The sequence below is a fragment of the Paracoccus sp. KR1-242 genome (assembly GCF_049446195.1).
In the GTDB taxonomy this organism is placed as follows: Bacteria; Pseudomonadota; Alphaproteobacteria; order Rhodobacterales; family Rhodobacteraceae; genus Paracoccus; species Paracoccus broussonetiae.
Map to the genome: position 1 here is coordinate 52,895 of NZ_JBMSED010000012.1, position 13,626 is coordinate 66,520.

Genomic DNA, 13,626 nt, shown 5'->3' on the forward strand with positions numbered 1-13,626 from the left:
TCAGGCAGGCAGCCGCGCGGCCAGACGCAGCGCGTGCGACGCATCGCGCGCAACCACCGGCAGCGCCGGATCATAGGCGGCGCGGATCAGGTCCGCGACCTGCCGCGAAGGTTCCACATCCCGCGCAAAGGTCAGCAGCGAACGCATCACCATCGTCTCGGCCAGTCCGGCGGGATGCGCTTCTGCCAGCCCCCCACCCATGTTCACAAAGTTCATGCAGGCCCTGATCCCACCATCGGCATCAAACCGGAAGATGCGGTACTGGTCCGCGGCCTGGGTGGTCAGCCGCTCGACAAGCTCGCCCTGCCCGGTCAGCCGCTCAAGATCCGGCATATCCGCCAGCTCCTGCCAGTCGCGCACGAAAAAGGACAGCATGTTCGCGCCCATTTCGGGATCCGTCTCGGCCATGGGATGACCGGCATGGGCAAGCGCAGCGCGGGTCACGGCGCGAAAGATGTCCAGCGTCTCGTCGGCAAGACCGAAGATCACCGGGACGACCGGCCGTCCCCAGCGCGCGCAAAGAAAGCGCCCGTCACGGGTGAACAGCCCGGCGATCTGGTCGGGATCAAGCACCACGGTCCCTCATCATCCTTTTCCAAATACCCTCGGGGTTGAATTGCGGCAGGGCCGCAAGAGGGGCTGAAAGCCCCTAATGCCGATCCCTGCGAAACTCAACCGACGATCGTGGCCTCGGTTGCCGCCCGCAGCTCGTCCTCGGTGACGTCATCCGCCAGTTCGACGATCCGCAACCCGCCCGGGACGACATCCAGCACGCCAAGGTTGCTGATGATGCGGTTGACGACGCCCTTGCCGGTCAGGGGCAGCGTGCATTCGCGCAGCACCTTCGATTCGCCTGCCTTGTTGGTGTGGTCCATGACCACGACCACGCGCTTGACGCCCGCGACCAGGTCCATCGCACCGCCCATGCCCTTGACCAGCTTGCCGGGGATCATCCAGTTTGCCAGATCGCCATTTTCGGCCACTTCCATCGCGCCAAGGATCGCCATGGCGATCTTGCCACCGCGGATCATGGCAAAGCTTTCCGCGCTGTCGAAGAAGGCGGTCTGCGGCAGTGCGGTCACGGTCTGCTTGCCCGCGTTGATCAGATCGGGATCTTCCTCGCCCTCGAAAGGAAACGGCCCGATCCCCAGCATTCCGTTTTCGGATTGCAGGGTCACATGGACCCCCTCGGGGATATAATTCGCGACCAGCGTCGGGATACCGATGCCAAGGTTCACGTACCAGCCGTCCTGCAGTTCCTGCGCGGCCCGCGCCGCCATCTGGTTGCGGTCCCAAGGCATCACGCGGTCTCCTTTTTTCGGGTCGTGCGCTGTTCGATGCGCTTTTCGTGCTGCCCTTGGATCAGGCGATGGACATAGATGCCGGGCAGATGGATCGCATCGGGATCAAGGCTGCCGGTGGGCACGATCTCCTCGACCTCGACGATGCAGACCCGCCCGCATTTCGCCGCGGGCACGTTGAAGTTGCGCGCGGTCTTGCGAAACACCACATTGCCGGATTCGTCGGCCTTCCAGCCCTTCACGATGGCAAGATCGGCGATGATCCCGCGTTCAAGGATATAGGTCTCGCCGTCGAAATCCTTGTGCTCCTTGCCCTCGGCGATCACCGTGCCGACGCCGGTCCGGGTGTAGAAGCCGGGAATACCCGCGCCGCCCGCCCGCATCCGTTCGGCCAGCGTACCCTGGGGGTTGAATTCAAGCTCAAGCTCGCCCGACAGGTACTGGCGCATGAATTCCGCGTTCTCGCCGACATAGGACGAGATCATCTTCCGGATCTGGCGGCTGTCCAGCAGGATGCCCAAGCCGAACCCGTCGACGCCGCAGTTGTTGCTGGCGACGGTCAGATCCTTCGTTCCCGCCTCGTGGATCGCCCTGATCAGAAGTTCGGGGATGCCGCACAGGCCAAAGCCCCCCGCGGCGATCAGCATTCCGTCCTTCAGGACCCCGTCCAGCGCCTCAGCCGCGCTGCCATAGATCTTCTTCATCCGCTCCTCCGCCAATGCCCGGAAATTTTTGGCGGGCTTGCGGGCCGGAGTCAACGCGCCGCACCGCCGCGTGACGGTTGCACATGCAACCGTCCGCGGGATGCCACGATATCGGGCTTCCTATTCGGCGGCAGGCTTCGCCTTGGGCGCGGCCTTCTTCGCGGCGGGCTTCTTCGCCGCGGGTTTCTTGGCCGCAGGCTTCTTCGCGGCGGGCTTTTCAGCCTTGGCCGCCGCCTTCTTCGCCGGTTTCTTGCCGGATTTGGATGCCTTTTCCGCAATCAGTTCCAGCGCGCGCTCCAGCGTGACGGAACCCGGCTCCAGGTCGCGCGGCAGGGTCGCATTGACCTTGCCCCATTTGACATAAGGTCCATAGCGCCCGCTCAGCACCTGGATCGGCCCGCCTTCGGGATGCTCGCCCAGTTCCGCCAGCGGCGCGGCGGCGGCGGCACGACCGCGCACCTGCTTGCTGGCCAGCACCTCGACCGCGCGGTTCATGCCGATGGTGAAGACCTCGTCCACCTCGGGCAGGTTCGCATATTTCGACCCGTGCTTCACATAGGGACCATAGCGGCCGATCCCGGCCTCGACAGCGACGCCATCCTCGGGATGCGGCCCGATCTCGCGCGGCAGCGCCAGCAGCGCCAGCGCGCGCTCCAGATCGATCGAGGCGATTTCCCAGCCCTTGGGGATCGAGGCCCGCGGCGGCTTCGGCACTTCGGCCGTGGCCTCGCCACGCTGGACATAGGGGCCGAAGCGGCCATTCTTCAGGCTGATCTCGTCGCCCTTGTCCTCGCCCAGCACCGTATCGCCGACGACCTCACCCTCGGGGCTGCTGATCGGACGCGTGAAGCGGCACTCGGGATAGTTCGTGCAGCCGATGAAGGCCCCGCCCGACCGCGCCGTTTTCAGATGCAGCCTGCCCTTGTGGCAAAGCGGGCATTCGCGGGGATCGCCACCATCGGCGCGCGGCGGATAAAGATGCGGTGCCAGCGCCTCGTCGATTGCCTCCAGCACCTCACTGATGCGAAGCTCGCTGGTCCCTTCCAGCGCCGCGGTGAAGTCCTTCCAGAAACGGCGCAGCACCTCGCGATAGGCGCGCTCACCCGACGAAATGTCGTCAAGCTCGCCCTCAAGGCTCGAGGTGAAGTCATAGCTGACATAGCGCGGGAAATATTTCAGCAGGAAGATCGTGACCAGCCGTCCCTTGTCCTCGGGGATCAGGCGGTTCTGCTCCTTGCGGACGTAGTCGCGGTCCTGAATGGTAGTCACGATGCTGGCATAGGTCGACGGCCGGCCGATCCCCAGCTCTTCCATGCGCTTGACCAGCGTCGCCTCGGTATAGCGGGGGGGCGCCTGGGTGAAATGCTGCTCGGGGCTGACCGAGCGCTTGTCGGCCTTTTCGCCCTCCTTGATCAGCGGCAGGCGGCGGCTGTCCTCGTCTTCCTCGTCGTCGCGGCCCTGGTCGTAGACCTTCAGGAAGCCGTCGAACATCATGACCTGGCCATTGGCCCGCAGACCGACCTGCGCGTCGGCCGACGCAATCTCGACGGTCGTGCGCTCCATCCGCGCCGATTCCATCTGGCTGGCAATGGTGCGCTTCCAGATCAGGTCATAAAGCGCCTTCTGGTCCTTCTCGGCCACCGGCAGCTTGTCCGGCGACATGAACATGTCCGTCGGCCGGATGCATTCATGGGCTTCCTGGGCGTTCTTGGCCTTGTTCTTGTACATGCGCGGCGATTTCGGCAGGTACTCCTCACCGAAGCGCTTCTTGATCGCATCGCGGGCGGCCATAACCGCCTCGGGAGCCATGTCGATGCCATCGGTCCGCATATAGGTGATATGGCCGGCCTCATACAGCCGCTGCGCCGCCGACATGCAGGCCTTGGCACCCATGCCCAGCTTGCGGCTGGCCTCCTGCTGCAAGGTCGAGGTCATGAAGGGCGGCCAGGGATTGCGGCTGGCGGGCTTGGCAGTGACGCTTGTCACGTTCAGGTCGCGCGCGGCAATGGCCGAAACCGCCAGCATCGCATCCTTCTCGGTGGCGATGTCGAAACGCTCCAGCTTCTTGCCGCCATAGACGGTCAGCGTCGCGTCGAACTGGTCGCCGCGCGGGGTCGCCAGCTTGGCATGGACCGACCAGTATTCGCGGGCCCGGAACGCCTCGATCTCCATCTCGCGGTCGACGATGACGCGCAGGGCGACCGATTGCACCCGGCCCGCCGATTTCGCGCCGGGCAGCTTGCGCCACAGCACCGGGGACAGGTTGAAGCCGACCAGATAGTCCAGCGCGCGGCGCGCCAGATAGGCGTCGACCAGCGGCTGGTCGATCTGGCGCGGGTTGGCCATCGCCTCGGTCACGGCGTTCTTGGTGATCGCGTTGAAGGTGACGCGGCTGACCCCGGCGCCCTTCTTCAGCGCGGGTGCCAGCGTCTCCAGCAGGTGCCAGGAAATCGCCTCGCCCTCGCGATCGGGGTCGGTGGCAAGGATCAGGTTCGGATCGGATGCCAAGGCATCCTTGATCGCCTTGACGTGTTTCTTCGACTCCGACGCAACTTCCCATTTCATCGCGAAATCGGCTTCCGGATCGACGCTGCCATCCTTGGGCGGCAGGTCGCGGACATGCCCGAAGGACGCCAGAACCGTATAGTCGTCGCCCAGATACTTGTTGATCGTCTTGGCCTTGGCCGGAGATTCGACGACGACGACAGGCATGGATAATCCTTCGAGATGATTCGGGCCGGAAAAATGAGCATAGCCCGGCGCAGTGTCAACGCCGGGCATTCATCGTTTCAAAAATACCCCACGGGGGTCCGGGGGTGTGAAACCCCCGGCAGCCGCCTCAGACGCCGTCGCCGACAAAGGCCTTTTCGACCACGAATTCCTTGGGATCGCTGTTGGCGCCCTCGGTCAGGCCAAAGCCTTCCAGCACCGCTTTCACGTCGACGTTGAAGGCCAGGCTGCCGCAGACCATCGCGCGGTCATTGGCAATATCCATGGGCGGCAGACCCAGATCCTCGAACACCTTGCCCGAGGTCAGGTTGTCGGTGATCCGGCCCATGAAGGGGCTCTCTTCGCGGGTGGTGGTCGGGTAATACAGCAGCCGGTTGGCGAAATCCTCGCCATAGATCTCGCCCAGCAGCGGGTCATGCTTCAGGTTCTCGACCAGCTCGCGACCATAGGTCAGCTCCTCGGTGGTGCGGCAGGTATGCATCATGATGACCTGCTCGTAACGCTCATAGGTTTCCGGGTCGCGCATCAGGCTGGCAAAGGGCGCAAGCCCGGTCCCGGTGGCCAGGAACCACATCCGCTTGCCCGGCAGCAGCGCGTCCAGCACCAGCGTGCCGACCGGCTTCGGACGCAGGATGATTTCGTCGCCCGGCTCGATCAGTTGCAGCTTCGAGGTCAGCGGCCCGTCCGGCACCTTGATCGAATAGAATTCCAGCTCGTCATCCCAATTGGGCGAGGCAATGGAATAGGCGCGCAGGATCGGCTTGCCGTTATCGCCCGGCAGACCGATCATCACGAATTCGCCCGAACGGAAACGCAGGCTGGCGGGACGCGTCACGCGGAACGAAAACAGCGTATCGCTCCAATGCTGGACCGAGGTGACGGTCTGGGCATCAGGCAGGGTCTTGGCGGGTTTCACGGCAACATCGGCCACGGAGAGATCCAGTGTCATATCAGGGTCCCGGTCTATCTAGGTCATCAGGAAGCCGGGGAAAACCCCGGCAAGCTCAGCCGGCAAGGCGCGAACGGTGATCCCATTGCTGCCAGTCGGCACGGTACAGCCACTGTTCTTGCGGCTGGCGAGCCGCCAGGGCCGCTGAGATCCGCACTTCGTCGAAACCGACGCGGCGCGCCATGGCATATTGGTCCGAAATCATCCCGCCAACCGCGCGCAGCCGCCCCTTGTAGCCCTTTTCGCGCAGGATGCGCGCCAGCGAAAAGCCGCGTCCATCGCTGAACGAGGGGAACTCGATCGCAAGAAGATCGTGGTCCAGATAGTCATCCAGCGTCGCCGGATCAACATCGGGCGCCAGCACGACAGGCTCGGCCCCGTCATCGGGGTGGAAGCCGTCATCGCGGACCAGAAAGAAATCGCTCATGAAGTCGCTCCTGCGCGGACCATGCGCCCGCCGATGAAATGGATGCCGCACTCGGTCTTCTGGCTGCCACGCCAGCGACCGGCCCGCGGGTCTTCGCCCGGCTTCACCGGCGAGGTGCAGGGGGCGCAGCCGATCGAGGCAAAGCCCTTGGAGACCAGCGGATGCCGCGGCAGATTGTTCTCGGCCATATAGTCCTGAACGTCCTCGGACCGCCAATGGGCCAGCGGGTTGATCCGCAGTCGGGCCGGAGGCTCGGCCTCGAAGAACTCCAGCTGCTGGCGCTCGCCACCCTGGAACCGCTTGCGCCCGGTGATCCAGGCATCGAACTTGCCCAGCTCGCGTTCAAGCGGGACAGTCTTGCGGAAGTTGCAGCAGGCATCGGTGCTGAACTGGTGCAGCGTGCCGTCCGGATCGTTCAGCGCGACCTCGCGTTCGGTCGCACGGACGACGCGCACATCGGTCAGCTTCAACCGTTCGGTGACCTCAAGCTGATAATCCAGCGTCTCCTGGAACAGCATCTGCGTGTCGATGAACAGGACCGGCGTGCCCGGCGCCACGACCGAGACCATGTGCAGCAGCACCACCGATTCCGAACCGAAGGACGACACCAGCGTCACCCGGCCCAGATCGGGGTCGTTGAGGGCACGCCGCAACACCTCGGTCGCGGCGTGATGCTTGTAGCGGTCGTTCAGAAGCGCCGCGCGATCGTCCAGGCTTCCATCAAGCATCGGCCGGATACAGCGCCGCCTTGAACGGAGCTGCCCCTACGCGACGATAGGCGTCGATGAAGCGTTCCTCGGCCGAGTCGCGCAGGTCCAGATAGGTATCGATCAGGCGGTCGATGGCGCCCACCACCTCCTCGGCCGGGAAGCCCGCGCCGGGCTTCTGGCCGATGGCGGGAATGTCGTAGCCGTCTCCGCCCAGCGTGATCTGGTAATTCTCGACACCGGCACGGTCCAGACCGAGAATGCCGATATGGCCCAGATGGTGGTGGCCGCAGGCGTTGATGCAGCCCGAGATGCGGATGTCGATCTTGCCGATCTCGTCTTCGATGTCACGGGCGCGGAAATGATCCGCGATTTCTTGTGCGATCGGGATCGAACGCGCGGTGGCAAGGGCGCAGTAATCCATGCCCGGGCAGGCCACGATATCGCTGATCAGCCCGGCATTCGCAGTCGCCAGCCCCGCCGCCTTCAGCTCTTGGTAAAGCGCATACAGGTCCGACTTGTGGACATGCGGCAGGACGATGTTCTGGTCATGGCTGACGCGCAGGTCGTGATGGCCGTAGCGCTCGGCCAGGTCCGCCAGCAGGCGCATCTGTTCGGCCGAGGCGTCGCCCGGCGTCTGGCCCGGCGCCTTGAAGGTCACCATCGCGCTGGCATAGCCCGGTGCCTTGTGGGCCGAAAGGTTGGTATCCGTCCAGCTGCGGAAACCCGGATTTGCAGCGCGCTGCGCTTCGAAATCGCCATCTTCCTCATTGCGGAAGGCGGGGGGCGAGAAAACGGCCTTGAACTCGGCCAGAAGCTCCTGATCGGCGCCGGTGAAGGTCGAGCGACGGTTCAGGAATTCCGCCTCGATCTCGTCCCGCATGACGTCAAGTCCGCGCTCGGCGACGGTGATCTTGATGCGGGCCTTGTACTTGTTGTCGCGACGGCCCGACAGGTTGTAGGCCGAGATGATCGCCTCGACGTAGGGAAGCAGATCACCCTCGGGCAGGAACTCGCGCACGACCTGACCCAGGATCGGGGTCCGGCCAAGGCCGCCGCCGATCCAGACCTGGAAGCCCAGCTCACCCTGCTCGTTGCGGCGCAGGCGCAGGCCGATATCGTGGGCTGCGATGACGGCGCGGTCCTTTTCGCCGCCGGAAATGGCGATCTTGAACTTGCGCGGCAGGAACTGGAATTCGGCGTGATCGGTGGACCAGGCGCGCAGCAGCTCTGCATAGGGGCGCGGATCGATGACCTCGTCGGCGGCCGCGCCGGCATAGGCGTCGGTCGTGACGTTGCGGATCGTGTTCCCCGAGGTCTGGATCGCGTGCAGCCCGGCATCCGCCAGCGCATCCAGCATGTCCGGAATGTCCACCAGTTTCGGCCAGTTGTACTGGATGTTCTGCCGGGTGGTCCAATGGCCATAGCCTTTGTCCCATTTCCCGGCCAGCAGGGCCAGCGTACGCATCTGGTCGGGGCTGATCGTGCCATAGGGGATCGCCACGCGCAGCATATAGGCGTGAAGCTGCAGATAGACCCCGTTCATCAGGCGCAGCGGTCGGAACTCGTCCTCGGTGAGGCTACCGTCCAGGCGGCGCTCGACCTGCTGGCGGAACTGCTGCGCCCGGTGGCGCAGATATTCGTTGTGCTGGGGACGGGCATCAAACATTGCTGGCCTCGAGATCGGCTTGCTTGCCATGGAAATAGTTGGACGGACCGCGGCGACGGAAAGCCTCGCGGAAATGGGTCGGCTCGGGGCGGCCATCTGCGCCGCGCTTCGCCTCGGCCAGATAGGGGCCAACGACGATGCTCGCCTGCCCGATCGCGTCCAGCAGGGCGAGATCGGCGATGGCCTCGTCCTCGAAAAGCTGCGCCTCGCGCGGATCGGCGGTCCAGCCACCGTCACTCATCCAGACGCAATGGCCCATGCGCAGATCATTCGCGGTGATGACGGCGGGTCGTGCTTGCGTGGGGGTGAAGGTCTTGGACATGGCCTTTTGCCTTTCGGATTGGGTCTGTCTTATATAGAAAATTCTCCCCCATATTGACGAGTGGGGCAGAAAAATAAGAAACCGTTTCCAGTAACCAGCCATGCAAACAGGACCAAATTTCGCGATGAGCCAAGACAGACAAACTCCGGTCCGGCTGGACGACACGGATCGTAAAATCCTGTCCCTTCTGCAGGAGGATGCCACCCTGTCGCTGGACGATATCGCGGCCCGCGTGGGCGCCTCCAAGACTCCGGTCTGGAACCGGATTCGCAAGCTGCGCGAGGCGGGGGTGATCCGTGGGCAGGTCGCGCTGCTTGATCCGGATTCACTGGGGCTGGACGCGTGTTTCTTTGTCCTGATCCGAACCAGCGAGCATGACCCGGATTGGGCGCGGAAATTCCTGACCGCCGTGCGCGCCCGCCCCGAGGTGATCGAGGCGCACCGGCTGGCAGGCGATATCGACTATATCCTGAAGGTCCGGGTCCGGAATGCGCGCGCCTATGACCGCTTCTATCAGGCGCTGATTTCCGAGGTGAAGATCCACAACGTCACCGCGCTTCTCTCGATGGAAGAACTGAAGGCGACGACCTCATTGCCGCTCGACTGACCCGCGCGACGGCAAGCGCCGCGGGGGTATTTGGAAAAACGGTGAAGCGCGCAGGCCGGCGCGCGTCAGGCGGTGCGCGCGCGCGTCAGTGCCAAGGGAAGCGCCTCGGCAAAGGCCGCCAGTTCGGCTTCCGGCCCGCAAGAGATGCGGATGCAACGGTCCATCGGCGCGACGCCGGGCATCCGTGCGAAGATGCCCTGTGCCTCAAGCGCCGACAGCACGGCACGGGCGAAGCTTCCATCACGCCCACAATCGATGGCGACGAAATTTGTGGCCGAAGGCAGCGCCGACAATCCGTTGTCTTGCGCAATCCCGGCGATCCGCAATCGGGCAGCGGCGACATTGGCGCGGGTCTGTTCCAGCCAGGCCTTGTCCTGCAACGCAGCCAGGGCCCCGATCTGTGCGGTGCGGTTGATCCCGAAATGGTTACGGATCCGGTCGAAACCCGCGATCAGTTCGCGCGGGCCGATGGCATAGCCGACACGTGCGCCCGCCATGCCATAGGCTTTCGAGAACGTGCGCATGCGGATGACGCGGTCATCCTCGGGATCGATGCGGGGAATGGCATCTTCGGGCGCGAATTCGGCATAGGCCTCGTCCAGGACCAGCAGCGCTCCTGCCGGCAGGCGATCCAGCATCGCCAGGATCGTCGCTCCGGAATGCCAGCTGCCCATCGGATTGTCGGGATTGGCGAAATAGGCCAGCCGCGCCCCCGCGTCATGCGCAGCGGCGACCAGCGCGTCCGGATCCTCGGCATCGCCTCGATAGGACACCTTGTGCAGTCGCCCGCCGAAGCCCGCCACGTGGTAATTGAAGGTCGGATAAGCCCCGTCCGAAGTCACCACGATCTCGTCCGGTGCAACCGTCAGCCGGACCAGAAGACCCAGCAGCCCGTCGATCCCCTCGCCCAACATGATCTGGGCAGGATCGATGCCATGCAGTTCGGCCAGCGCGGCGCGCAGGTCATGGCTGTCGGGATCGCCGTATTTCCAGACTTCGGCCGCGGCACGGGCCATCGCCTCGACCGCGAGGGGCGAGGGGCCAAACCCGTTCTCGTTCGCGCCCAGCCTGGCACGGAACGCGGCCCCCCGGCGGCGCTCCAGCGTTTCGGGGCCGGTGAAGGGAACAGAGGCGGGAAGGCTGGCGGGGATCGGGGCAAAGCGAAGGCGTGTCATGGCGAAACCAGAACCTCAATTGGCCCGCGGGTGCAAGGGGCGCGAACGGCGCGGCCCGCCCCCCACGGCATGGCTTCACCGTTTTTCAAATACCCCTGTAACGCCGATCGCAGGTGCAGGTTCAGCCTTCGGGCCCCGACCTCTCGCGCGCACCGTGCCGGATCAGGCGGCGATCCTCGTCCATTTCCAGCCACATCGCGTTCAGGACCGCAAAGCCCGCGGCCAGCGGCAATCCCAGGATCCAGGCGAAATACCACATCGCATTCTCCTCAATAGGCGTGACGTTCGGGGTCCTCGACATCCTCGGGGCCGACCTTGCCCCAAAGCACGCGATAGACCCAGGCCGTATAGGCCAGGATGATCGGCAGGAAGATCAGCCCCGCCACCAGCATCACGAACAGCGTCTGGTGCGAGGAAGAGGCATCCCAGACCGTCAGCGAACTGTTCGGATCGGTCGAGGACGGCAGGATGAAGGGAAACATCACCAGCCCGACCGACGAGATCACGCCGAAGATCGCCATCTTCGACCAGAGCAGCGGCGAAAGCTCTCCCTGCCCCGACAGCGCGCGCCGCGCCATGAAGGTGCCAAGGAACCCCAGCACCGGGGCAATGATGATCCAGGGCCGGGCGGAATAGGCTGCAAGCCAGCTTCCCGTGCGCGTCACCTCGGACAGAAGCGGGTTCGACGGCCCGTCATGGGGCGGCTCGGTGACGAAGGCATAACCGCCGATTCCGAAGGCCAGCCATAGCCCGGCAAGGGCATAGCCCGCCATGACGATCAGCGCCGTCGTCTGGCCAAAGCGTCTGGCGCGCGCCTGCACGTCTCCGGTTGTCTTCAACACCAGCCAGCCCGCGCCATGCATGACCAGCATCGAGATCGACACGATCCCGCATAGCAGCGCGAAGGGGCGCAACAGCCCGAACAGCTTTCCGAAAAGCCCGCCTTCATAGATTGGCATCAGGTCCGGGGTCAGATGGAAGGGCACGCCCAGAAGGACGTTCCCCACCGCCACCCCGAACAGCAGCGCGGGCAGCGCGCCGCCGAAGAAAAGCACCCAGTCCCAGAAATTGCGCCAGGCCGGGTCCTCTCGCTTGCTGCGATACTTGAACCCGACCGGACGCACGATCAGCGCGACCAGGATCAGGAACATCGCCAGATAGAAGCCCGAGAAGCTGACTGCGTAAAGCGGTGGCCAGGCAGCGAAGATCGCCCCGCCGCCCAGGATGAACCAGACCTGGTTGCCCTCCCAGACCGGGCCCACCGTGTTGATGACGACCCGTCGCTCGGTGTCGGTCTTGGCGACGAAGGGCAGCAAGGCCCCCGTCCCCATGTCGAAGCCGTCGGTCAGGGCGAAGGCGATCAGAAGCACACCCAGCAGCAGCCACCAGATCACGCGCAGGTATTCAAACGGAATAAGCTCGAACAGGATCATTTGCGCACCTCCGCACCGGCGGTCAGCAGGCTTTCATGCCGCTCGACCCAGGCCCGCGTGAACTCGACATCCTCATGCGGGCCCTTGCGGATGTATTTCAGCATCAGGCCCATCTCGACGACGAACAGCGCGGAATAAAGCAGGAAGAAGCCGCACAGCGTCAGCGCCACCTCGGCCACGCTGAGGTGGCTGACCGACAGCGCGGTTGGCAGCACCTCGGCGACCGTCCAGGGCTGGCGCCCGTATTCGGCCACGATCCAACCCATCTCGACCGCAATCCACGGGGCGGGGATCATCAGGACTGCAAGGCGCAGCGACCACCGCGGAAAGCTCATCCGCTTGAACGAGGCCCGCCAGAAGAAGAAGGCCATCGTCGCGATGAAGCAGAAGCCAAGCCCCGCCATGATGCGGAAGGCCCAGAAGATCGGCCAGACGGTCGGGATGGTGTCCATCGCCGCCTGCTGGATCTGCGCCTCGGTCGCCTGCCGCGGATCGTCCAGATACCGTTTCAACAGCAGGGCATAGCCCAGGTCGCCGCCATGCTCGCGGAACTGCGCGACCAGCGCCGGATCGACATCGCTGCTGCGCTGGTCCTGGATCTGCATGAGCAGGTCATAGGCGATGATGCCGTTGCGCACCCGGACCTCGGCCTCGCGCTCCAGATCGGCGATGCCCCGGATCTCCTCGGTCAGTGATCGGGTTCCGATCAGGCCCATGACATAGGGGATATGGATGCCCCACTTGGTCTCTCGGGCGTCCTGATCGGGCCAGCCGAACAGCGTGAAACTGGCGGGCGCGGGTTCGGTTTCCCACATGGCCTCGATCGCGGCCATCTTCATCTGCTGGTTCACCCCGGCATCATAGCCGGATTCATCGCCCAGCACGACGACCGAGAACGCCGCCGCCAGCCCAAAGGCCGACGCGATCCCGATCGAGCGTCGCGCCAGATCGACATGGCGGTTCTTCAGCAGGTACCAGGCCGAAACCCCAAGCACGAACACCGAGGCCGTGACATAGCCTGCGCTGACGGTATGGACGAACTTCGCCTGCGCGACCGGATTGAAGATGACGTCGTAGAAACTGACCATCTCCATCCGCATCGAGATCGGGTTGAACTCTGCGCCGACCGGGAACTGCATCCAGCCATTCGCGATCAGGATCCACAGCGCCGAGAAGTTCGACCCCAGCGCAACCAGCCAGCCGACGACCAGGTGCTGACGTTTGGACAGTTTTTCCCAGCCAAAGAACCACAGGCCGACAAAGGTGGCCTCAAGGAAAAATGCCATCAGACCTTCGATGGCCAAGGGGGCACCGAAGATGTCCCCGACATAATGCGAGTAGTAGGACCAGTTCATACCGAACTGGAATTCCATCGTCACCCCCGTCGCCACACCGATGGCGAAGTTGATGCCGAAAAGCATGCCCCAGAACTTGGTCATCTGCCGCCAGATCGGGCGATCGGTCATGACATAGACCGTCTCCATGATCGCGACGATGACGGACAGGCCAAGGGTCAGGGGAACAAACAGGAAGTGAAATAAAGCAGTGGCAGCAAATTGCAGACGGGAAAGCTCGACGACTCCGAATTCCATGGCTCTCTCC

At 64.2% G+C, this 13,626-nt stretch carries 14 protein-coding genes; 1 reads left to right on the top strand and 13 read right to left on the bottom strand.

Annotated elements, in window-relative coordinates; all coding sequences use genetic code 11:
- From ACO2Q4_RS17730 to ACO2Q4_RS17770, 9 genes are all read right to left on the bottom strand, one after another.
- Nucleotides 1–573 (bottom strand): hypothetical protein, encoded by a 573-nt coding sequence (locus ACO2Q4_RS17730; protein ID WP_423321098.1) that lies wholly within the window; start codon nt 571–573, stop codon nt 1–3.
- 98 nt (nt 574–671) lie between these two features.
- Nucleotides 672–1,301, bottom strand: coding sequence for a 3-oxoacid CoA-transferase subunit B (locus tag ACO2Q4_RS17735; protein ID WP_423320924.1), 630 nt, complete (start codon nt 1,299–1,301; stop codon nt 672–674).
- A complete protein-coding gene (locus tag ACO2Q4_RS17740; protein ID WP_423320926.1) occupies nt 1,301–2,005 on the bottom strand; it encodes a CoA transferase subunit A in 705 nt (234 codons plus the stop codon). Before ACO2Q4_RS17740 ends, ACO2Q4_RS17735 begins: the two co-directional genes overlap by 1 nt.
- 120 nt (nt 2,006–2,125) lie before the next feature.
- Nucleotides 2,126–4,717, bottom strand: a complete 2,592-nt coding sequence (gene topA, locus ACO2Q4_RS17745; protein ID WP_395131291.1) for a type I DNA topoisomerase — start codon at nt 4,715–4,717, stop codon at nt 2,126–2,128.
- 127 nt (nt 4,718–4,844) lie between these two features.
- On the bottom strand, nt 4,845–5,684 hold the full coding sequence (locus tag ACO2Q4_RS17750; RefSeq protein ID WP_423320928.1) for a ferredoxin--NADP reductase: 840 nt from the start codon (nt 5,682–5,684) through the stop codon (nt 4,845–4,847).
- A 55-nt stretch (nt 5,685–5,739) separates the two neighbouring features.
- On the bottom strand, nt 5,740–6,111 hold the full coding sequence (locus ACO2Q4_RS17755; RefSeq protein WP_395131294.1) for a DUF934 domain-containing protein: 372 nt from the start codon (nt 6,109–6,111) through the stop codon (nt 5,740–5,742).
- Nucleotides 6,108–6,839 (bottom strand): phosphoadenylyl-sulfate reductase, encoded by a 732-nt coding sequence (locus ACO2Q4_RS17760; RefSeq protein WP_395131296.1) that lies wholly within the window; start codon nt 6,837–6,839, stop codon nt 6,108–6,110. The genes ACO2Q4_RS17755 and ACO2Q4_RS17760 overlap by 4 nt, the downstream gene beginning before the upstream one ends.
- Nucleotides 6,832–8,487 (bottom strand): nitrite/sulfite reductase, encoded by a 1,656-nt coding sequence (locus tag ACO2Q4_RS17765; RefSeq protein ID WP_311757634.1) that lies wholly within the window; start codon nt 8,485–8,487, stop codon nt 6,832–6,834. The genes ACO2Q4_RS17760 and ACO2Q4_RS17765 overlap by 8 nt, the downstream gene beginning before the upstream one ends.
- Nucleotides 8,480–8,809, bottom strand: a complete 330-nt coding sequence (locus tag ACO2Q4_RS17770; RefSeq protein ID WP_311757635.1) for a DUF2849 domain-containing protein — start codon at nt 8,807–8,809, stop codon at nt 8,480–8,482. The genes ACO2Q4_RS17765 and ACO2Q4_RS17770 overlap by 8 nt, the downstream gene beginning before the upstream one ends.
- A gap of 124 nt (nt 8,810–8,933) precedes the next feature.
- Here ACO2Q4_RS17770 and ACO2Q4_RS17775 point away from each other — a divergent pair, with 124 nt between their 5' ends.
- Nucleotides 8,934–9,416 (top strand): Lrp/AsnC family transcriptional regulator, encoded by a 483-nt coding sequence (locus tag ACO2Q4_RS17775; RefSeq protein ID WP_311757636.1) that lies wholly within the window; start codon nt 8,934–8,936, stop codon nt 9,414–9,416.
- 65 nt (nt 9,417–9,481) lie between these two features.
- Here the strand turns inward: ACO2Q4_RS17775 and ACO2Q4_RS17780 are convergent, their stop codons facing one another.
- The 4 genes from ACO2Q4_RS17780 to ACO2Q4_RS17795 form a co-directional block, all read right to left on the bottom strand.
- The gene (locus ACO2Q4_RS17780; RefSeq protein WP_423320932.1) at nt 9,482–10,591 is read right to left on the bottom strand and encodes a pyridoxal phosphate-dependent aminotransferase; all 1,110 of its coding nucleotides are present in this window, start codon (nt 10,589–10,591) and stop codon (nt 9,482–9,484) included.
- A gap of 121 nt (nt 10,592–10,712) precedes the next feature.
- Nucleotides 10,713–10,850 carry a cytochrome bd-I oxidase subunit CydX gene (cydX, locus tag ACO2Q4_RS17785; RefSeq protein ID WP_311757638.1) on the bottom strand — a complete coding sequence of 46 codons (138 nt, stop codon included), beginning with the start codon at nt 10,848–10,850 and terminating at the stop codon, nt 10,713–10,715.
- Between the two features lie 10 nt (nt 10,851–10,860).
- Nucleotides 10,861–12,024 (bottom strand): cytochrome d ubiquinol oxidase subunit II, encoded by a 1,164-nt coding sequence (cydB, locus tag ACO2Q4_RS17790; RefSeq protein ID WP_423320937.1) that lies wholly within the window; start codon nt 12,022–12,024, stop codon nt 10,861–10,863.
- Nucleotides 12,021–13,616, bottom strand: a complete 1,596-nt coding sequence (locus tag ACO2Q4_RS17795) for a cytochrome ubiquinol oxidase subunit I (RefSeq protein ID WP_311757640.1) — start codon at nt 13,614–13,616, stop codon at nt 12,021–12,023. The genes cydB and ACO2Q4_RS17795 overlap by 4 nt, the downstream gene beginning before the upstream one ends.
- Nucleotides 13,617–13,626: the final 10 nt, after the last annotated feature.